Genomic DNA, 20,785 nt, shown 5'->3' with positions numbered 1-20,785 from the left:
GGCGCCTTACCTAGGGTGGTAAGCAAGCTTAGTTTCCGGCCGGACGGCCGCCTGGGCTAAGGACTGCACTTCAAAAGGGGAAAAAACCATGCCAGCAGACAGCAACATCCGCATACCGGGAACGACGTCGAGCGAGCCTCCTACGATTGCCGAGCCGACGGAACCGCGCGAGCCGATGCCGCCCAAGCCTGACCAGCGGGGTCCCGAGGCGGTATCGCCCACCGGCACGCCGAGTGGCGCCCCGGTCCATTCGAGGGCGCAGTCCGGTGCCTACCTCACCACCGCGCAGGGCCTCCGGCTCCAGGATACGGACCATTCGCTGAAGGCAGGCCGGCGCGGCCCGGTGCTGCTCCAGGACCACCACCTCCGCGAGAAGATCACCCACTTCGACCACGAGCGCATCCCGGAACGTGTGGTGCACGCCCGCGGTGCCGGAGCGCACGGCACTTTCCGCTCCTACGGCTCCGCTGCCAACATCAGCCGGGCGGGGTTCCTGGCCAAGGACGTCGAAACCCCCGTCTTCGTCCGATTTTCCACGGTGCTGGGGTCCCGCGGCTCCGCCGATACGGTCCGCGACACCCGCGGCTTTGCGACGAAGTTCTACACGGACGAAGGCACTTTCGACCTCGTCGGCAACAACATCCCGGTCTTCTTCATCCAGGACGGCATCAAGTTCCCGGACATCATCCATGCTGGCAAACCGCACCCGGACCGCGAAATCCCGCAGGCCCAGAGCGCGCACGACACGTTCTGGGACTTCGTTTCGCTGCACACCGAGGCGCAGGCCCACACCATGTGGAACATGTCAGACCGCGCCCTGCCCCGTTCCTACCGCACCATGGAGGGCTTCGGCGTCCACACGTTCCGTTTCGTGAACGACGCCGGGGAGACGGTGCTGGTCAAGTTCCACTGGAAGCCCAAGCAGGGCGTCCATTCGCTCCTCTGGGAAGAAGCCCAGCTCATCAACGGCATGGACCCGGACTTCCACCGGCGCGACCTTGCCGACGCGATTGAATCCGGGGCCTACCCCGAATGGGAGCTAGGAGTGCAGGTCTTCCCGGACACCGAGGAGGAATTCTTCGAGGGGATCGACCTGCTGGACCCCACCAAGTTCGTTCCCGAAGAGCTCGCCCCGGTGCAGCCCATCGGCCTGATGACCCTCAACGCCAACCCGGTGAACTACTTCGCCGAAACTGAGCAGGTCGCCTTCCACCCCGGCCACCTCGTGCCGGGCATCGACGTCACCAATGATCCCCTGCTCCAGGTGAGGCTCTTCTCCTACATCGACACTCAGATCTCCCGTCTGGGCGGTCCGAACTTCGGGCAGATCCCCATCAACCGGCCGCAGGCGCCCGTCAACGACATGCTGCGCGACGGAATGCACCAGCAGGCGGTGCACGGGGGAGTGGCGCCCTATCACCCGAATTCGCTCGACGGCGGATGCCCTTTCCTCGCCGGTGCGGACCTGAGCGCGTTCGTCGATGTTCCCGAGCAGTTGGCGGCCGCCGTCAAGGAACGGAAGTCCCCGGCGTCATTCGATGACCACTTCAGCCAGGTCCGCCTCTTCTTCCGCAGCCTGAGCCCGGTGGAGCAGGACCACGTAATCCAGGCCTACACTTTTGAGCTCGGCAAGTGCCGGGAGGAAGCTATCAGGGAACGGCAGCTGCAGAACCTGGCCAACGTTGACGCGGAACTGTGCGCTGCCGTCGCCAAGGGACTGGGCATGCCCGTGCCCGGGGCTTCCGAGGATGTTGCGGACGTCGAGCCGAGCCCGGCGCTGTCCCAGGTAGGAGGAAGCTGGCCCGTGAAGGGGCGCGTGGTGGGGATCGTGGCCGACGCGTCCAGCGACCTTGAGGCAGTGCGTGCCTCGCGCGCGGCTTTGGACGCCGCAGGGATTGTGCCGATGGTTATTGCACCGTCCGGCGGGTACCTGGGTTCGGAGGCCGACGGCGGGATCCCCGTCCAGCGCACCTACCTCACTGCACGCTCCACGGAGTTCGACGCCGTGCTGGTGGCGGGGACGGCCGACCCTGCCCCGGACGCTGAACAGGGCTTGGATGCCAAGGCCGGCGAGCCGGGCGCGACCCTCGATCCGCGGGTGGTTCTTTTGCTTTCCGAAACCTTCCGCCACGCGAAGGCGATAGGCGGCTGGGGCGGGGGCGCCGCCGTCGTGGATGCGGCAAACATCCCGCAGGATGCTCCCGGGGTTGTACTCGGTGACGCAGCGGACGGCGTGGTGACGCAGATCCAGGAACTCCTTGCCGCTCACCGGTCCTGGGACCGTTTCCCGGCGTCGGGCTCCACAACGCCATAGCGCCCGGGCGGAGCGTCCCGGCGACGGCCGGATCTCGGTGAAGCAGGACGGCTGTCTCCGGCAGATGCCCGGATTCAGCCGTCCTTGCCTTTGCCCTTTTCGCCCTTCCCCGGCGCCTGATTTTGTTGGGCGGGCGCCGGGGCTATCGGCGCCGGAGCCTCTGCGGCGGGGGGAGTGGCCGATTTCGCAGCTTCCGCTGCTGCCGCGTCCGCGGCTGCCTTGGCTGCAGCAGCATGGGCTGCGGCCGCAGCTGCCGCTTCGGCCTGGGCTTTTGCGGTGGACAGGTCTGCCCGCACCGCCTCGATCGCCTTCATGATGCTCTGATGGCGCTTGAACGAAACGTCTCCCTCGGCTGCCGAGGCGTCAAGCTGTGCCACCAGCTCGTCGAGGGTTTTGAGAGCCCCGGCCGGGTCGTTGCCTGCCGCGGACTGTGAAACGGTCAGGACCTTGGCCTGGAGTTTTTGTGCTGCTGCCGCATCCAGGTCCGGGGCAGCGGAGCCGCACCCGGCGAGAGTGGCGGAAAGGACACCTGCGGCGAGGACCGATCGCCAGTGCGGCCACAACCAGCTGAGGCGATCGGCTGTGGGTGATGTCATGGCTCCACGCTCTTCTGCAGTTGTTCCAGGTGCTCTCCCAGGGTGCCCGTGACCGCGGGGTACTCAACCGGCTCCCGTGTTTGAGGGGCGAGGGACGGCAACAGGATCGTGGCGCCCACCGCAAGTACGGCTACGGCTGCCAGCGCGGCAGCAACCTTGCGGCGGCCGGCAGAGCGGAGGCGACTGGCAACGTTAGGGCGCGGCGGGTTGCTGTTGCCCGGCTGCAACTCGGCTGTGGTGCGGCCGCCGGTCTCCGAATCCGGTGTGCGAGCGCCGTCCGGCGCAATGAGCGGGGGACGGGACGGCGGTGCGGGAAGAATGCGTGTCGGCTCCTCGGCCACCGTGCCGGGAACCGACTCCGGAGAGACCAGTGCCTGCCGAAGGGCGGTCTCGAGGTCAGCTGCCGACGGTCGGTCCATTGGGTCCAGTGCGGTCATGGAAGTGATCAGGGCAGCCCACTCGGCGGGAACATCGCTGGGGATTTCCGGGGCACGGTGCAGGCGCGCCACCGCAGATTCAATGGCGCTCCCCGGATACTCCACCGCTCCCTTGATGCACTCGAGCAGCACGAGGCCTAGGGAATAGATATCGCTGGCGGGTCCGAGGTCGGCGCCCCGTGCCTGTTCCGGGCTCAGGTATGCGGCTGTTCCCACCATGGTTCCGGTTGCCGTCAGGCGTGTGCCGTCGACAATCCGGGCAATGCCGAAATCGGTCAGTTTGGGGCGCAGGGGCTCGCCGGGTCGGACCTGCACCAGGAGGATGTTGGCCGGTTTGATGTCACGGTGAATGATGCCAAGGTTGTGGACGTATGCCAGGGCGTCGGCCACGCCGGCGCCGATCACAGCCAGTTCATCCAGCGGGACAGGGCTGTGCCGGATCCTGCTCCGGAGGTCCTGCCCCTCAATCAGTTCCATGGTGAGGAACGGGCGCGGCTCCTCCGGCACGCGGGAGTCGATTCCGGCGTCGAACAGGGTCACGAGGCTGGGGTGGTTCAGGGTGGCGAGCAGCTGAATCTCGGCTTCCTGACGCTTCAGCTCGTCAGCGTCGGCTGATTGCGGGGCAAAGAGCTTCAACGCCACGTCCCGGCCGAGGTTCTCGTCCCTGGCTGTGTACACCGATGCCATGCCGCCGCGTCCGATGACCTCGCCAAGACGGTATCGGCCGTCCAGGACCTCTGCCGTTTCACTGGGCGAACTCTCCACGATGTCCCCATCCTTTTCAGCGTTCATTCGGAACGCACTCTAAAGATAATACGGGGATGGGTATGCATTTTCATAAGGGTGCTTGGTAATTACGCCTCCTCGTGGGAGACGGGAGTGCTGGGAGGCCCGGACCGGGAAGCCCTGAGCGGCTTCCCCGTCCGGACCCGTTCAATGTCTGCCGGACCTGGCGGGCAGGGCGCGGGCACCGCCGCCGCCCTGCCCGCTGGAGGCCTAGGCCTTCATCCGCCGCGCGGGGACGAGCATGATGATCATGCCGACGGCCAGCAGGAGAAGAGCTGCGGCCGCCAGTTCAAGGTTGACGCCTGTGTTGGCGAGCATCGGAGTTGCCATGGGAGCTACTACAGCGGCCGGCGCCACCTGAGTACCGGCGTTCACCGTATTCGTGGCGGCCACGGCCAGCGACGCCGGTCCTTCGGCAGCTGTCATCGGAGGGGCAGTTGCCGGGCCGAAGCCCATCGGGGGCGTAACCACCGGAGGCGTGACGACGGGAGGGCTGACCACCGGGGGAGCCATTGCGGGAGGAACGACCGTGGACGACGAGTCACCGGCGATTTCTACCGACGCACCGCGAATCGTGATCGGCAACGAAATCGGTGCCGTGACCTGGGTTCCGGAGGCGGTCCCGTCGGAACCGCTGGTGGTTGTGGCGGGCGTGGTGCTGGTTGCGGCGGGTGTGGTGCTGTTTCCTTCGGTGGTGGCCGTTGAGTCACCCAGCAGGCCCAACGACGTCGTACCCAGGGTGACTGGTGCGGTGACCGGTGCCGTGACCTGGGTTCCGGAGGCGGTCCCGTCGGATCCACTGGTGGTGGCGGCGGGCGTGGTGCTGTCTGCCGGTGCGGGGGTGCTGTTTCCTTCGGTGGTGGCCGTTGAGTCACCCAGCAGGCCCAACGACGTCGTGCCCAGGGTGACTGGTGCGGTGACCGGTGCCGTGACCTGGGTTCCGGAGGCGGTCCCGTCGGATCCACTGGTGGTATCCGCTGCGTTGGCAGCGGTGGTGCCGAGGGCAAGTAGCCCTCCGACGAAGAGGGTGCTGATCAGCCCTCTGCGGATATTCGCGTGCATGGTGATATCTCCTGAAAGTCGTTGTGAGGGCGCACAGGCAGCCCGAATGGCCGTTTTCCGCGCAAGGGCGCAGGGAGGGCCTAACTAGTCAGGAGATGAACCGGGGTCGAAAGACACCGGTGCGGGAGCACTTTGCAGGGGGCCGCTGACGGGAAGAACACCGGTCGGCGGAACGTCCAGATGGAAAGCTGCTAGCCAGGCTGCTCCGCTGGCACCGCTGCTTTGAGACTGGCTGCTCCCCGACCCGGAGCCCGGAACAGCAGGCAACGTTGCCGGGTTGGGGGGTCCGTCGTGGGGAAGAGGATCTTCAACAACTCCGGCTTGTACCGGAACACTCTGCATCGTGCCGTGGCCATGGGCCTGGAAGGGCGCCGCTGGCTTCGACATGACTGAGGTTGATATGCCCGGGGCGGCCGGCAGATCACGGGCGCTTGAGGCGTCCGCACTGACGGGCGGGAGGTCGATCGGTGTGACCATGTTCGTGCTTGCATCGTCCGGCGCGGCGGCGTCAGGAACTGGGAGATCCGGTATCAAGACGTCCGAACCCGGAACCGAATCAACGCCTGTCAGCAGGTCCCCCACCGGTCCCACGACGGGGTCCAGTCCCGGCAGGACATCGCTTGCTATCGGCAAGACTTCCTCCGCGATTGCAGTCACGATTCCGTCGGCGGCTGCGGTGACGGGTGCCGTGACGGCGCCACCGGTGCCGGAGGGGACTATCTGGTTCACTGCGGGAGCGGTTTCAAGCAGGTGGTCAAGCGTGCCGGTTGCTGCGCCGGTAAGGGGCCGCAGCAGCCCGCCCGGTTCAGCGGGGCTTGGCTGTGCCGGGAGTACGGCAGCATCAGCGGGACCATTTGCGAGGATGCTGGGCGCCGCGGCGGCCAGGACGTCCTCCACAGGATTCATTGCGGCATCGGCTACCGAAGAGACGGAGGAGTTGACGTTACCAAGCAGGGAAGCGGAATCAGACGCCGTATCGGCGCTGGCGCCCGGAGCAGATAGGGTCAGCCAGGCAGTGGCCGCGGCGCCTGCGAGCAGCAACGGACGGAGCGCGCGCCATGGAAAACCTGCTGATTCCATACGCAACCACCCCCCCAAGGCGCCTCGAAAATTCGACGGTTGACTATCAGCCTAGGCACGATCCGGAGCCGGAGTCCAGCCTTTCCCGGTAAATAGTCCGGCGAATTGATTATTTATCAGCGGCGGCGAATGGCGTCAGAGTGCATCGTTCGGGTAGGTCACGCCGAGCTGGGCGCGGACACCATCGAACAGCCTCATGACATTCAGCGAGTCCTCAAGCGGCATGACCGGGCTCTCGGTGAGCCCCTGCTGGATGCACCTGGTGACCTCGCGGAGCTCGTAAGAGTAGCCGCGGCCCACGACGTCGAAGTGCTCAGTCCGCGGTTCCGCCATACCGGTCCTGACGTGGATTTCCTTGGGATTGTTCACAGAGCCAATGGTCTGCAGGTACCCCAGGCTGCCAGCGACTGTGGCGGCACGCGGACCGTACGCCGTCAGCGATGATGTCAGTTGGGCCTGCGCACCGTGGTGGTATCCCAGCGTCAACGCATTCTGGGCATCCACGCCGTCGTCGTTCACTGCCCCCGTGGCACTCACGGTTTGCGGAAAACCCAAGGTGCCCAGAGCCCAAAGCAACGGATATACAGTCAGGTCAAGGAGGGCGCCGCCTCCGTCCTTGAGAGCCCAGAGCCGTGCGGTGGGGGAGTAGACCGCCGGGAAACCGAGATCCGCGGTGACCCACTGGACCGTCCCGAGCTCCCCCGAAGCCGCGATCTCGAAGGCGCGCTGCATACTGGGGAGGAAGCGGCTCCACATGGCCTCCATCATGAACAGCTTCTTGGAACGCGCCAGGGCCACAAGCTCAGCAGCTTCCCGCGCGTTGATGGTCAGGGCCTTTTCGCACATCACATGCTTGCCGGCATTGAGCGCGGCCAGTGCCACTTCATAGTGCTGGGCGTGCGGTGTGGCCACATAGACAACGTCGACGGAGTCGTCCGCGAGGAGCCGGTGGTAGCCTGCTCCGCCGGCGTCGTCACCGTAGGCTGCGGAAAAACCGTACTGCGCGGCGAACGCATCGGCCGACGCCTGGCTGCGGGAGCTGACGGCATACAGCTCCGCATCAGCCAGAATGGCAAGATCCCGGGCCACCGATTGGGCGATGCCGCCGGTGGCCACCACTCCCCATCGCAGCGTTCGTCCGGTAGCGGAACGGGGATCCTGGTCGGTCTGGCTGAACAGCCACGGCTTCGCGATGGGGGCAGTCATTGTGACATCCTCTCATCCGGGGAGCAGTTCATCCGGCAGTGAGAGCGTCCGAATATTTACGGCGAATGGTGGGAGAGCGTCCGGTTTAGGACTGCAGGAGCTGGGAGAGGGTTGAAATCGGCACTCCTCCGGCTCCTGCCGCTCCGCTGTAACTATGCCGTGGCTGCGGCGGCCGCCCTGGCGCGGGCGGGCTCCTCAGTGAGACGCCCTTGCTGGAGCCGGAAGCGGCGGTCCGTTTTGTTGGCGAGCTGGCGGTCGTGCGTCACCACCAGGATGGTGGTGTTGTGGTCGCGGCTCAGTGAGCTGAGGAGTTCGATGATGTGCTCGCCGGTCTGTTCGTCAAGGTTGCCCGTGGGTTCGTCGGCCAGGATCAGCTTGGGCTCGTTGGCCAGGGCGCGGGCAATCGCCACACGCTGCTGCTCGCCGCCGGACAGGCGGTTGATGCGGCGCACGTGCTTCTCCGGATCCAGCTGCACCTGCTCCAGCAGTTCCTTGGCCCGGGCCAGCCGCGCTGACTTGCGGACCCCGGCGAACTCCATCGGCAGCATCACGTTGTCCACGGCGGACAGGTTGGGGATGAGGTTGAACTGCTGGAAGACGAATCCGATGTCGCGGCGCCGGTATTCAGTCAGTTTTCCGTCCGGCATGCTGGCCAGGCTGACGCCGTTGACGACGACGTCTCCGCTGGTGGGCTTGTCCAGCGCACCCAGCAGGGACAGCAGTGTGCTCTTGCCGCTGCCGCTCTTGCCGACGATGGACGCGAGCGTGCCCTGTTCGAGTTCGAAGCTCACGTCGTTGACGGGTTTGATGGTGCGGTCGCCGGACTTGAAGGTACGGACGAGATTCTTGACTTCGATCATGGCTACTCTCCTCGGAGGACTTCGATGGGGCGGATGCGGGCGGTCAGGAGCGCGGGGACCAGCGCACCGATGATGGCGACTCCGAACACTGCGGCGATGCCAGCCGCGATCACGCCGGGGGAGGCGCTCGCGGTGACGGTGGTGAGCAGCTGGGAGGCTCCGCCGAACGGACCGTTCTGGCCGCCGGGGAAGCCGGCACCGCCGCCGGGCATGCCGCGCCCGGTGGTTGCCGCCGTCGTCGTCGATGAATTGGAGCTGATCAGTGCGGAGGCGATGCTGCCGCTGGCGAAGGACGCGACGGCGGCGCCCACCACGCTGCCCATGGCCACCACTACCAGCGCCTCCAGCACGAACTGGAGTCCGATGGTGTGGTTGGGGGCGCCGATCGCCTTGAGCACACCGATCTCACGACGGCGCTCGCGGACCAGCATCACCATGATTAGGAGGATGATCAGGCCGGCGGTGCCCAGCGCCGCGATGAAGGCAATCAGGGAGATGTTCTTGACGCTGTCCAGGGAGCTGACGGCCGTTTCCAGGTTGCGCTGGCCCTGTGTGACATCGGCCTTGTCCGTGCCGAGGGCCGTCTGGAGTGCGGTCTTGGCGGAGTCAACGTTTTCCATGCTGTTCACGGTGACGATCATGGTGGACAGCTCGCCCGGCAGGGAGGCCAGGGTCTGGGCGGAAGGAAGGGTGACGTAGAGGGCGTTGTTGCCGAACGCGGTGCCGGCGTCGAACAGGCCGGCCACCGTGTAGGTCTTGTCATTGATGGTGAACGCGGAGCCCACCTTGAGGCCGTTCTTTTCGGCAAGCGTGGTGCCGAGGAGGGCGTTGGTGGACTCCGTGGTGTAGTCGCCCAGGCCGGTGCCTTCGGTGATCGTCAGGGGCTTGCCCGTGCTGTCCACCTCGGCGCCGATTCCGGTGGCCGTGATCGGCAAGGACATGGTCCGCGCCGGCTGGGTAGTCCCGGTGGATCCTGTGGTTCCCTGGCTGGCCTGGTTGCGGTTGCCGAGCGTTCCGGCGTCGATGGCGGCGGTGAGGCTGGTGGTCAGCGTGGTGGTGGACTGTCCGCCGGGTCCGCCCTGGCCGCCGCCGGGCCCGGCTGCCTGGGTTCCGGAGGCTTGGGTTCCGGCGGCGGCTTGTGCCGCCGCTTCGGCGGCATTGCGCAACCTCAGCGCCTTCGTGCCGACGACTGTGCTCACGTTCGGTACTGCGGCCGCCGTTGCAGCCTGTTCAGCCGTGAGCGGTTCGCCGCCGCCTTCGAAGCCCTGGCCGCCGGCCGGATTCACGGTCAGGACGGTGCCCACGGATGCATTCAGTTCCGCGACTTTGGCGGCAACCGCCTGGTTGGCCACCAGCATGGACAGGGCCAGGCCGATCGCCACGGCCAACACCGCCACCACGGCCCCGGTTCGGACCTTGTTTCTGAAGGCATTGCCTACACTTCGGGCGAGGACGCTCACGGTACTCCTTGGATCTCTGGCCGGACGGAATGACCGGCTGCTGATCCAACTGTGGTGCGCGTGGCTGTGCGGGGAACGGGCTGAAGCTATGTTTCCGCTGTGAAGGCGGGCGGGACCACGGCGAATACGCGCCAGCTGACTAAGCCGCCAAACCAGGAGCCCCGGCCCACCCTTTCGGATGAGCCGGGGCTCCTGGTTCAGTCGAAGGCGCCTGGGCGCGGACTACTTGGTGATCGGTCCGAGTACCGGATCGTCAACGTAGGCCGTCTTGACGTTCTCCTTGGTCACGATGACCGGATCCAGCAGGTAGGCCGGAACGGTCTTGACCTTGTTGTTGTAGGACTTGTCATCGTTGATCTCAGGCGTCTTGCCGGCCTGGATGTCCTTGACCATGGTGATCGCGTGCTCTACGAGCTTGCGGGTGTCCTTGTTGATGGTGGAGTACTGCTCGCCGGCCATGATGGACTTCACGGACTCAACCTCGGAGTCCTGGCCCGTGATGATCGGAAGCGGCTTGCCGGCGGCCTTGACGGACGTCAGCACTGCACGTGCCAGGGTGTCGTTCGGGGACAGGACGCCGTCCAGTGAAGCGGTGCCGTAGCTGCCGGTCAGCAGGGTGTCGGCGCGACGCTGGGCGTTCTCAGCCTTCCAGCCCTGGGTCACAGCCTGCTCGAACGAGGTCTGTCCGGAGACAACCTTGAGCGTGCCGTCGTCGATCTTCGGCTTCAGGACGCTCATGGCGCCGTCGAAGAAGACCTTCGCGTTGGCATCATCCGGGGAGCCGGCGAAGAGCTCGATGTTGTACGGTCCGGACGGCTTCTTGGCCTTCATGCCGTCCAGCAGCGCCTGGCCCTGGAGCTCACCCACCTTGAAGTTGTCGTAGGCCACGTAGTAGTCCACGTTCTCGGTGTTCAGGAGCAGGCGGTCGTAGGCGATGATGGTGGCGCCGGAGTCCTTGGCCTGCTTGAGCTGGGTACCCAGCTGGGCGCCGTCAATGGCACCCACGATGATGACCTTTGCACCCTTGGTGACCATGGCGCTGATCTGGTTCTGCTGCTCGGACACGCCGCCGTTGGCGAACTGTACATCGGCTTTGAAACCTGCACCGTTCAGTCCGTCGTTGAACAGCTTCTCGGCCAGTACCCAGTTTTCACTGGTCTTCTGGGGAAGTGCGACGCCGATCGAGGAGTTCTTGGGGAATGCCTCGCCGCCGCTGCTACCACCCGTGGTGCCAGTCTCGGCGCGGCCGCAGGCTGTCAGCGCCAGTGCCGCAATAGCAGCGATCGCTGCTGCCTTTCCTGCTTTACCAATCATTTGCATTGCTTGGTTCACTTTCTTTAGATGGTGTGCGGAGAATCGTGGGGGAGCGCTCAGGCTTCCTTGCGGATAGCGTCCTTGGTGGATGTGGTCTCGTCCGGCTGGAGCTCGTTGCTGCTGCGGCCGAAGTTCTTCATCATCATGCCGATGATGGATTTCTTGCCCTGGGTCTTGTTGTAGACGTCGAAGGCAACGGCGATCAGGAGGACCAGGCCCTTGATGATCTGGGTGAGGTCGGCACCGACGCCGAGGAGCTGCAGGCCGTTGTTCAGCACGGCCATCACGAGGCCACCAACGATCGAGCCGATCACGGTACCCACGCCGCCGGTCACGGCGGCACCGCCGATGAACACGGCTGCGATGGCATCCAGTTCCCAGCCGACGCCGTCGAACGGACCCGAAGCGGTGGAGCGGCCCACGAAGATCATGCCTGCCAGGCCGGCCAGGATGGACATGTTCATCATCACCAGGAAGTTGACCTTCTTGGACTGCACGCCGGAGAGCTCGGCGGCGTGCCTGTTGCCGCCGACGGCGTAGATGTGGCGGCCGACGATCGTCTTGGAGGAAATGAAGCCGTAGATGATGACCAGGACGGCCAGGATCAGGCCCGGAATGGGGAAGGACGTTCCCGGGCGGCCGGTGGCGAACAGGTACGTGGCATACAGGATGGCGCCGCAGATCAGCACGAGCTTGAGGATCATCACCCAGGCTTCCGGGACCTCAGCGCCGAGGGCCACGGCCCGGCGGCGTGAACGGATTTCGCTGAAGATCACGAAGGCCACGGCCAGCAGGCCCAGGAGCAGCGTGAGGTTGTTGAAGTTGGTGTTGGGGCCCACCTCGGGAAGATAGCCCGAGCCGAGGTACTGGAAATCGGCGGGGACCGGGATGGTGTTGGACTTGCCGACGAACTGGTTGAAGCCGCGGAACAGCAGCATGCCGGCCAGGGTCACGATGAAGGCGGGGATGCCCACATAGGCGGTCCAGAATCCTTGCCAGGCCCCGATCAGCGCTCCGAGGGCCAGGCCCAGGAGGACACCGGCGTACCAGGGGATGCCCCAGTCACGGATGGCCAGGGCGACGGTGACGCCGACGAAGGCTGCCACGGAACCCACGGAGAGGTCGATGTGGCCGGCAATGATGACCAGCACCATGCCGATGGCCAGGATCAGAATGTAGGAGTTGCCGTTGAAGAGGTTGATGACGTTGCCCGGGGTGAGCGTGCGGCCCTCGGTGAAAATCTGGAAAAAGACGATCAGTGCAACCAGGGCGAAGATCATGCCGAATTGGCGGGTGTTGCCGCCAAATAGCTTCTTGAGCGCGTTCATTGTTTCGGTCCTTGTGTCTGGAAGGTTCTGGAGGTATCCAGAAGGTCAGGCGGCGGTCTTGCGGGCGGATGTCATGAGCTTCATCAGGCTTTCCTGGCTGGCTTCATCCTTGTTCAGGACACCGGTGATGGCGCCTTCGAAAATGGTGTAGATGCGGTCCGAGAGTCCCAGCAGTTCCGGCAATTCGGAGGAGATCACAATCACGCCCTTGCCCTGGTTGGCCAGCTGCTGGATGATGCCGTAGATCTCGTACTTGGCGCCCACGTCAATGCCGCGGGTCGGTTCGTCAAGAATCAGCAGGTCAGGGTCGGTGAACATCCATTTGGCGAGCACCACCTTCTGCTGGTTGCCGCCCGAGAGCTTGGCGACGCCTTCTTCCACTGAGGGCGCCTTGGTGCGCAATGACTTCCGGTACTGCTCCGCAACGGTGAATTCCTTGTTGGGATCCACGATGTTGTGCTTGCTGATCTTCTTCAGGTTCGCCGCAACGGTGGTGGTTTTGATGTCATCCAGGAGGTTCAGTCCCAGGGACTTGCGGTCCTCGGTGACGTAGCCCAGCCCGGCATCGATGGCCTGCCGCACGGTGCGGAGGGTGATCTCCTTGCCGTCCTTGTAGATGTGGCCGGAAATGAACCGGCCGTAGGAACGGCCGAACACCGAACGTGCCAGCTCGGTGCGTCCGGCGCCCATGAGTCCGGCAAATCCGACAATTTCGCCGCGGCGGACGAAGAAGTTGGAATTCTTGCAGACGAGGCGGTCCTGGATCTGCGGGTGCCCGACGTTCCAGTCCTTGACCTCGAAGAACACTTCGCCGATCTTCGGTTCGTGGTCCGGGAAGCGTGACTCCAGCGTTCGGCCCACCATGCCCTTGATGATGCGGTCCTCGTCCACGCCGTCGGCTTTCACGTCGAGGGTCTCGATGGACTTGCCGTCACGGATGATGGTGATGGAGTCCGCGATCTGCTCGATCTCATTGAGCTTGTGGGAAATGATGATGGACGTGATGCCTCGGCCCTTGAGCCCCAGCATGAGATCCAGCAGGTGCTGGGAGTCGGACTCGTTCAAGGCCGCCGTGGGCTCGTCCAGGATGAGCAGCTTCACGGATTTGCTCAGCGCCTTGGCGATTTCGACGAGCTGCTGCTTGCCGACGCCGATCTCCTTGATTGCGGTATCGGGATCCTCGCGCAGGCCCACCCGGGCCAGCAGCTCCGTGGACCGCAGCCGGGCCTCGGCCCAGTCGATCATGCCGCGCTTGGTGGGCTCGTTGCCGAGGAAGATGTTCTCCATGATGGAGAGCTCCGGGATGAGCGCGAGTTCCTGGTGGATGATCACGATGCCGGCGTGCTCGCTGGCACGGATGTCTTTGAACTGCTGGACCTCGTTCTGGTACACGATGTCGCCGTCGTAGCTGCCGTACGGGTACACACCCGAGAGGACCTTCATCAGGGTGGACTTACCGGCGCCGTTCTCACCGCAGATGGCGTGGATCTCACCGGCCTTCACCCGTAGGCTCACCTCGGACAAAGCTTTAACGCCTGGGAATTCCTTGGTGATGGACCGCATCTCGAGAAGGATCGGATCACTTTGCGTGGTCTGGGACGTCATTTGCCCTTACGCCTCCAATGCATGACTTCGTTGTCCGCCCCGCAAACCGCAGGGCCGTCTGATGAAAAAGTAAACTGGATCACAGCCCTTGTCGTCAAGTCTTTAACGCAACGGGCCGATAACGAAAAGATTCAGGAGCGCCGGATACCCGCGTGCTGGAAGACCAGGGCGGCGGCCCCGAGGGCCTCCGCCCGGTCCCCGAGCGAGGACATGGTGAGCGTCGTGGTCTCGCCGATTACAGGCACGGCGTGCCGAACGAGGCCCCGCCGGATCGGGTCCAGGAGCAGGTCTCCGAGCCCGGCCAGCGGACCGCCCACCACAATCACCTCGGGGTTGATGAGGTTGGCCACGTTGCCCAGGGCGCGGCCTACCGCCAGCCCTGCATCGTCTATGACCCGGAGGGTGGCGGAGTCCCGTTCCAGCGCCTTGCGGACGATGTCCTCGGCGCTGAGGGGCTTCTCCTCGCCGCGGCCCAGGAGTTCGATCATGGTTGTTGTGGAGGCGATGGTTTCCAGGCACCCCCGGTTTCCACAGCGGCAGATGAGGCCGTGTTCATGGATGGTGGCGTGGCCGATTTCGCCCGTGATGCCCACATTTCCGTAGTAGGGGGCGCCGTTGAGGATCAGCCCGGCGCCGATGCCCGAGCCGATCTTGAGGAACATCAGGTTGCTGATGCCGCTGTGCGGTCCCCACGTGACCTCGGACAGGGCGCCGAGATTGGCATCGTTGTCAACAAACACGGGAAAATTCAGGGTGTCTTCGAGGTGTTGCAGAATGTTGATGCCCACCCATTCGGGGAGGATCGCCCCCTGCGCCACAGTGCCCGTTCGGCGGTCGATGGGGCCGGGGATTCCGACGCCGGCGCCCACCACGGCGCTGCGTTCGACGCCGCTTTCGTCCAGCAGTTTGGCGAGGAGTTCGACGGCGGCGCGGATGCCTTCGTCTGCATGGTGGCCCAGCGGCAGCAGCACCGATTCCTCGGCGATGATGTGGTAGCTGAGCGTCGCGAGGACCACCCGGAGGTGCCGGCGGCCGAAGTCGATGCCAACGGCTACGGCGCCGTTGCTGTTGAGGCGGACGTTCAGTGCCCGCCGGCCGGAACTGGTGATCGGTTCCGTGGACGCCAGTCCGGCGTCCTGCATGATTTTGACGATGTTGGAGACCGTCGCCGTGGACAGGCCGGTCTGCCGGGCGAGTTCAGCCTGGGTTGACGGTCCATTCAGCAGGCACTCGATGATCCGTTGCTGGTTCAGGTGCCTCAGTGCGGACTGTGAACCGGGGTTCTTGGTTCGGCTCCTCGTTGAGCGCGGTGTTGAGGGCATGCAATGAAGCGTGCACCATCTGAACCGTTGTAGTCAAGAAGTTAACGCAACGAAGGATCAAGAATAGGCCCTTGTGCCCGTGACCGTTAGCCCTTCCGGAGTTAGTATCGGGAAAGACCCCTCGGGGCACACCCACAATCGGGGGCTGGGCATGAAGCCTCACAGACTATTGACAGCCGTACTCGCCGTCGTCGCACTGATCCTCGGTAGCCTCAGCGCGGCCGGCACCGCGACGGCAGCGCAAATACCGGACGGGTACTACCTGCTGAAATATTCAGGGGTCATCTATCGGGTGAGCGACGGCGCCGAAATTCGTAGCATCACCTACGCCGAATGGGCCGCTGCCGGATTTCCCGCACCCAGGCCGGCGCCTACCGATTACGTGAAATATCCATGGACCCCCACCATCAGCGCAGTGACCTACTTCGATCCGGCCAACAGCGCATCGTGGCTCTGGGAGGCCATCGACTATGCGGCATGGCAAAGGGCAGGAGCGCCTGTACCGCGGATAGTCCCGTACGTCGGGGGAAGCTACTTCTACCAATGGGGCACTTCGACCCAAATCCTCGTTGAGGAGCCCGGCGGGGTCCGTCACGTGCTGAGCTACCCGGAGTGGGAGGCCTCCGGATTCCAAACGTTTGATCGCCGGCATAACGAAGGCTTCCTCAAGCTGGCATGGACCAGCACGATCGCCCGCATGTCAGACCTCGCCACCGGCAAGGGAGCCCCCATCACCTACGACCAGTGGCGTGAGCAGGCATTCCCCGCCCCGAGGGTGGTGAACCGGGTGACCGGCGACCAGTTCTACCGGGAATATTCCAGCAGCACCATTTGGTATGCGGGTCCCACGGAATACCGGCCTATCACCTTTGCCGAATGGCAGGCGGCCGGCAGTCCGCCGCCGCTGGTTGTCAATGTGCCTGCAACGTGGGGAGTCCCGGCCCAGTGGCGTGGCGTGGACCTCGAGCGGATTCAAACCACCCGCCCGGTTGTGGCACTGACGTTCGACGCCGGAGCCTCGGACGCCGGCGTGGCGTCGATCCTGGATACCTTGGCCCGGAATGACGTGGACGCGACGTTCTTTGTCACCGGCGCATTTGCCCGGAGCTATCCGGCGGCTGTCCAGGCGATGGTGGCGGGCGGGCACCCGGTAGGGAACCACAGCGACACCCATCCAGACTTCACCACCTTGACCAACGAACAAATAATGGCGGAACTCACTGCTGCGGACAGTGCGGTCACGGCAGCGGCCGGGCGTGCCACCGTGCCGTTGTTCCGGTTCCCGTTCGGCGCCCGGACCCCGGCCGATATCGCCGTCGTCAACGACGCCGGTTATGTGGCGTTCCGCTGGACCGTCGATTCATTGGGGTGGCAGGGCACCAGTGGCGGCCGCTCCGTAACGTCGGTGCGGGACCGCGTCCTTGCCGCAGCGACTCCCGGTGAGATTGTTCTGATGCATGTCGGTGCCCATCCGACCGACGGGTCAACCCTGGACGCCGACGCGCTCCCGTCGATCATCGAGGGCCTGCGTGCGCGCGGCTACGAATTCACCACCCTCTCCTCGCTGGTGCCCTGACAGCCGGGCGCAATGCCCGCCACTGACTTTCCGCGGGTCAAAATATCCCGGAAGTCGTCCTCGGCGCCTCGGTACGCTGGAGGTAAGGCCGTGAACACCGGCCACCGGAATGAGCCGGTCCCGACTGAGGAATACGGAGGCAATGGTGCTGCTGGCACTCCTGCAGGCGAACGCCGCCGTACTTGATGTGGAAGCCAATTGTGGGGCGGTGAACGACGCCGCCCGGACGGCTTCCGCCGCCGGCGCCCGCGTGTTGCTGACCCCGGAACTGTTCCCCGTGGGCTACGCGCCCCTGCGGGTCCGGGACGGATTGGATCCGGCCGCGCTTCCGTCCATTCGCCGGAACCTGGCCGACATCGCGCGCCGGAACGGTATCGCCCTGGTTTACAGCCTGCCCGCCGTCACGGCAGACGGCCGGTGGCAGATCACGTCCACCCTGGTGGACCAGGATGGCGCTGAACTGCTGAATTACGCCAAGGTGCACCTGTTCGGCGCGGAGGAGCGCAAGGCGTTCAGCCCCGCGGCCGAACCTCCCGCCGTCGTGAATTTCCATGGGATCAAGACGTCCATGGTGATCTGTTATGACGTCGAATTTCCCGAAGCGGTGCGTGCCGCCGCAACCCGCGGCGCTGAGCTGCTGCTGGTTCCCACGGCCCTGGCCGCGGGGTTTGACTCCGTTCCGCAGATCCTGCTGCGGGCCCGGGCGCTGGAGAGCCAGTTGACCGTGGCCTACGCAAACCATGCAGGGGAGGAGGACGGCTGCGAATTCCTCGGCGGCAGTGTCATCGCCGGCCCCGACGGCTCCCTGCTGGCCGCTGCCGGTCCGGCGCCGGAGTTGCTGTTTGCGGAGGTGTCCGCGGCAAGCGCCCGCGACGCGAGGGAGGGGGTTCCGTACCTCCGGGAGCGCCGGCCGGACCTCTACCGGGAATGGGAATCGGAGCTGCCGGGAGCCAGGTTGGTTGCGCCTGCCGGGCCAACTGCGGCTGCCGGGCCAACTGCGCCGGGGGCGGCCGGGGACGGAGTTTCGTCCACGTACTGAAGGGCAAACCAGAGTTCCGCGCGCACCTGGGCCTGGTTAAGGTCGGTGTCCAAGAGTTCGGCGAGGGCGTTGATCTGGCGGCGGACGCTGTTGCGGTGCAGGCCCATGGCTTTGGCCGTCGCGTCCCAGCTCCCGTTCTCACCCAGCCAGGTCCGCAGCACTGCCAGCTGTCCGGCCCGCCGCTCGGGATCCTCCTGGCCGAGTACCGGGTCCAGCAGCCGGGCCGCAAGCATGGTCCCGGCCTCGCGGCCGAGCAGTCCGGCCACGGACCAGGTCACCTCATCCACCCGGGCGCTCCGCCCGGTTGCCTGAACCCGCGCCCGCAGTGAGGTAACACGCCGGTAAGCGGACGCCAGCCCTTGGAACTCCGTGGCATCGCCGATCACCAGGCGCCAGCCCAGTTCCTCCGTCTCGGCGAGCAATGCCTCGTCCACCTTGAGGCGGGTGATGGCGGCAAAACCGTAGTCGGTGATCTCCACGAGCTTGGTGTCGAACATCCGGCGCCACTGCAGCAGTTCCCGAACAGGGCTTTCACCCGCGGGGCCGGCAGTGTCCGCCTTCACGCCCTGGACAACCCGCAGCGGAGCGGAGCGCGTGGAGGACATGCTCTGCGCCAGGAGGTCTTTGAGGCTGTTGACGTGCTTCGTGCCGCCTGAGGCCACGCTGTCCGGGTGCAGCAGCAGCGCCGTCGCAAGCTGGCTGGGTGCCAGGGAGCCGCTGGTCCGCTGCCGCACCAGCAGTTCCAGCAGCCCCACGACGGAGGACACCACGCTGTTCTGCGCCGGGGTGAGCGGACCGTTGGAGCCCAGGACCAGGGCGCCGAGATTGGCGTCCCGGGTGCTGCGGAGCGGATGGCCGAACACCACGGTGGACCCGGATTCCCCAAGCTGCTCCATCTCCACCCGGGGGCCGCTCCCGGCCAGCAGCCGTTTCAGCAGCGGCTGCAGGGCGGACAGTTCGACGGCGGTGCCCGCGCCGTTGCCGCCCGCGGCCCGGGCGCGGACGCGGCCGTCAGCTCCGACGAGCAGCGCCCAGACCGGCACCCGCTGCACCAGTGCCGCCAGCAGCTCGTGTTCCGGCCTCGCCGAGAGGACCGCCCGCATCAGCTGCCGGTTGGTGTCCGCCAGCTGCCGGAACACCCGGGCGTTGTCCGACTCCAGCAACTGCGAGAATTCCAGCCCGATCGCTGCGAACGGAACAGTCTTGGGGAACTCCACGAGGGTCAGGTTGTGGCGCCGGCAGGCTTCGACCACGGCTTCAGGAACGGCATCGAAGTACGGTTCCAGTCCGAACCCCAGCGCCCCCACCCCGGCGCCGACCAGCCGCTGCACGTAGGCATCCGCCTTCACCGCGCTGCCGCCCTCGCCGAGGAACGGCAGCCCGGCGGTGAGGATGAACTCACCGTCGAGCAGGTACGGCGTGGGATCCTCCAGTTCGCTGGGTTCCACCCAGCGGAGCATCCCGGCACCGTTGCCGCCGTCGTGGAGTATCTTCAGCTCCGCCGGCAGTTTCTGCAGGAACTGTTCCAACGTGACGAAGCCGAACCGCTCCGCGCCCGCCTCAGGCGCCAACATGCGCACCCGCATCCTGGTAGTCCGGGCACTCGTAGGTCCGGGGCAGGCGCGGGGCGATCCGGTTGATGATCTCGTCGCCGTGGCTGCCGATCGCCGCGCCCCAGTCATCGGCGCTCGCAGCACCGGTGCGCGGATCGCCAAATAGCACGGCTGTGTCACCAACGGTCACGCCGTTGGCATCCGGGCCCAGGTCCACCATGAACTGGTCCATGCAGACCTTGCCGATCACCGGGACCCGGCGGCCGCCTACGAGGACCAGGCTGCGGCCTGAGATGCCCTTCGGGATGCCGTCCGCGTAGCCCAGCGGTATCAGCCCCAGGTACCGTGGCTCGTGCGTGATGGCCTGGTGTTCATAGCTCACGCCAGTCCCGGCGGGCACTTTCTTGACCAGGACCACCGGCGCCGTTACGGTCAGGGCGGGGCGCAGGCCGAAGTCCGCCGGGGCCAGGTGGTCCGCCGGAGCGAGCCCGTAGAACGCCAGACCGGCCCGCACCATGTCGAACGCGAATTCCGGGCGGTCCAGGATGTTGGCCGAACTCGAGACGTGCCGGAGTTCCGGTTCCAAGCCTGCTGCCCTGGCCGCGAGAACGGCTTCTTCGAAAGCGTCCACCGCCGCCAGGTTTGCCGGGTGCGCGGGAACGTCGGCCCAGGCAAGATGCGTCCAGATGCCCCGCACCGAGAGTGTGCCGTCACGCTCCGCCGCCCGGGCCGCCGCGACGAGCTCCGCCCAGTCCTCGGCGCGCGCTCCGCCTCGGCTTAGGCCCGTGTCCAGTTCAAGGTGGACGACGGCGGGCCGGCCCAGTCCGCGCGCGATGCCAGCCACGACGTCGAGCTGGGCGACGCTGCCCAGCGAGACATCGACGTCGTACTCCAGCGCTTCCCGGATCGTCCCGCTGGAAGCCGCGGCAAGGTATAGCCAGGACAACACCGGGGCCGTGATGCCCGCCCGGCGCAGTGCGACGGCCTCATGAAGCTGGGCAGTTCCCAGCCAGTCCGCGCCGGCGGAGAGGGCCGTCCGGGCGACGTCCACGAGTCCGTGGCCGTAGGCGTTTCCCTTCACCACGGCCATGAAATGGCGTGCCGCGGACAGCTGGCGGAGGGTGCGGATATTGTCCGAGATGGCAGAGAGGTCAACGCTGACCTGCCCGGTGAGAGTCGAATCCTGAGCGCTCTCCATGTGTGCATTAAGTCTCATGCCAGAACACTATAGGGCATTTTGCACAACA

At 65.7% G+C, this 20,785-nt stretch carries 15 protein-coding genes and 1 pseudogene; 3 read left to right on the top strand and 13 right to left on the bottom strand.

Going from position 1 to position 20,785, the window contains the following annotated elements:
* Positions 1–88 precede the first annotated feature (88 nt).
* A complete protein-coding gene (locus tag ACFVWT_RS15330) occupies positions 89–2,314 on the top strand; it encodes a catalase (protein ID WP_390249201.1) in 2,226 nt (741 codons plus the stop codon).
* A gap of 74 nt (positions 2,315–2,388) precedes the next feature.
* Here the strand turns inward: ACFVWT_RS15330 and ACFVWT_RS15325 are convergent, their stop codons facing one another.
* The 11 genes from ACFVWT_RS15325 to ACFVWT_RS15275 form a co-directional block, all read right to left on the bottom strand.
* Entirely contained in the window at positions 2,389–2,910 is a 522-nt protein-coding gene (locus ACFVWT_RS15325; RefSeq protein ID WP_390249199.1) for a mucin-associated surface protein, read from the bottom strand.
* Positions 2,907–4,139: a serine/threonine-protein kinase gene (locus tag ACFVWT_RS15320; protein ID WP_390249197.1), complete on the bottom strand. Its 1,233-nt coding sequence runs from the start codon at positions 4,137–4,139 to the stop codon at positions 2,907–2,909. Before ACFVWT_RS15320 ends, ACFVWT_RS15325 begins: the two co-directional genes overlap by 4 nt.
* 204 nt (positions 4,140–4,343) lie before the next feature.
* Positions 4,344–5,195 carry a chaplin family protein gene (locus ACFVWT_RS15315; protein ID WP_390249195.1) on the bottom strand — a complete coding sequence of 284 codons (852 nt, stop codon included), beginning with the start codon at positions 5,193–5,195 and terminating at the stop codon, positions 4,344–4,346.
* 84 nt (positions 5,196–5,279) lie between these two features.
* Positions 5,280–6,275 carry a hypothetical protein gene (locus ACFVWT_RS15310; protein ID WP_390249193.1) on the bottom strand — a complete coding sequence of 332 codons (996 nt, stop codon included), beginning with the start codon at positions 6,273–6,275 and terminating at the stop codon, positions 5,280–5,282.
* 135 nt (positions 6,276–6,410) lie between these two features.
* Positions 6,411–7,481 (bottom strand): Gfo/Idh/MocA family protein, encoded by a 1,071-nt coding sequence (locus ACFVWT_RS15305; protein ID WP_390249191.1) that lies wholly within the window; start codon positions 7,479–7,481, stop codon positions 6,411–6,413.
* A 152-nt stretch (positions 7,482–7,633) separates the two neighbouring features.
* Positions 7,634–8,341 carry an ABC transporter ATP-binding protein gene (locus ACFVWT_RS15300; RefSeq protein WP_390249189.1) on the bottom strand — a complete coding sequence of 236 codons (708 nt, stop codon included), beginning with the start codon at positions 8,339–8,341 and terminating at the stop codon, positions 7,634–7,636.
* 2 nt (positions 8,342–8,343) lie between these two features.
* Positions 8,344–9,801, bottom strand: a complete 1,458-nt coding sequence (locus ACFVWT_RS15295; protein ID WP_390249187.1) for an ABC transporter permease — start codon at positions 9,799–9,801, stop codon at positions 8,344–8,346.
* A gap of 222 nt (positions 9,802–10,023) precedes the next feature.
* On the bottom strand, positions 10,024–11,121 hold the full coding sequence (locus tag ACFVWT_RS15290) for a substrate-binding domain-containing protein (protein ID WP_390249185.1): 1,098 nt from the start codon (positions 11,119–11,121) through the stop codon (positions 10,024–10,026).
* 50 nt (positions 11,122–11,171) lie between these two features.
* Positions 11,172–12,443, bottom strand: a complete 1,272-nt coding sequence (mmsB, locus tag ACFVWT_RS15285; RefSeq protein WP_390249183.1) for a multiple monosaccharide ABC transporter permease — start codon at positions 12,441–12,443, stop codon at positions 11,172–11,174.
* A gap of 45 nt (positions 12,444–12,488) precedes the next feature.
* Positions 12,489–14,048, bottom strand: coding sequence for a multiple monosaccharide ABC transporter ATP-binding protein (gene mmsA, locus ACFVWT_RS15280; protein WP_390249181.1), 1,560 nt, complete (start codon positions 14,046–14,048; stop codon positions 12,489–12,491).
* Between the two features lie 131 nt (positions 14,049–14,179).
* Complete coding sequence (locus tag ACFVWT_RS15275; protein ID WP_011690966.1) at positions 14,180–15,370, bottom strand: ROK family transcriptional regulator; 1,191 nt, start codon at positions 15,368–15,370, stop codon at positions 14,180–14,182.
* 169 nt (positions 15,371–15,539) lie between these two features.
* Between ACFVWT_RS15275 and ACFVWT_RS15270 the strand changes: the two genes are divergently transcribed.
* Positions 15,540–16,946, top strand: coding sequence for a polysaccharide deacetylase family protein (locus ACFVWT_RS15270; RefSeq protein ID WP_390249178.1), 1,407 nt, complete (start codon positions 15,540–15,542; stop codon positions 16,944–16,946).
* Between the two features lie 142 nt (positions 16,947–17,088).
* Positions 17,089–17,880: pseudogene (locus ACFVWT_RS15265) on the top strand (nitrilase-related carbon-nitrogen hydrolase); the annotation flags it as partial.
* Here the strand turns inward: ACFVWT_RS15265 and ACFVWT_RS15260 are convergent.
* A complete protein-coding gene (locus ACFVWT_RS15260; protein WP_390249176.1) occupies positions 17,865–19,559 on the bottom strand; it encodes a PucR family transcriptional regulator ligand-binding domain-containing protein in 1,695 nt (564 codons plus the stop codon). The pseudogene ACFVWT_RS15265 and the gene ACFVWT_RS15260 overlap by 16 nt on opposite strands.
* Positions 19,546–20,754: an alanine racemase gene (gene alr, locus ACFVWT_RS15255; RefSeq protein ID WP_390249174.1), complete on the bottom strand. Its 1,209-nt coding sequence runs from the start codon at positions 20,752–20,754 to the stop codon at positions 19,546–19,548. Before alr ends, ACFVWT_RS15260 begins: the two co-directional genes overlap by 14 nt.
* Between the last annotated feature and the right edge of the window lie 31 nt (positions 20,755–20,785).

The sequence above is a fragment of the Arthrobacter sp. NPDC058288 genome, from assembly GCF_042880995.1.
Classification (GTDB): Bacteria; Actinomycetota; Actinomycetes; order Actinomycetales; family Micrococcaceae; genus Arthrobacter.
Note: the sequence above shows the minus strand (reverse complement) of the source record. Positions and strands in the feature narration are given on the sequence as shown.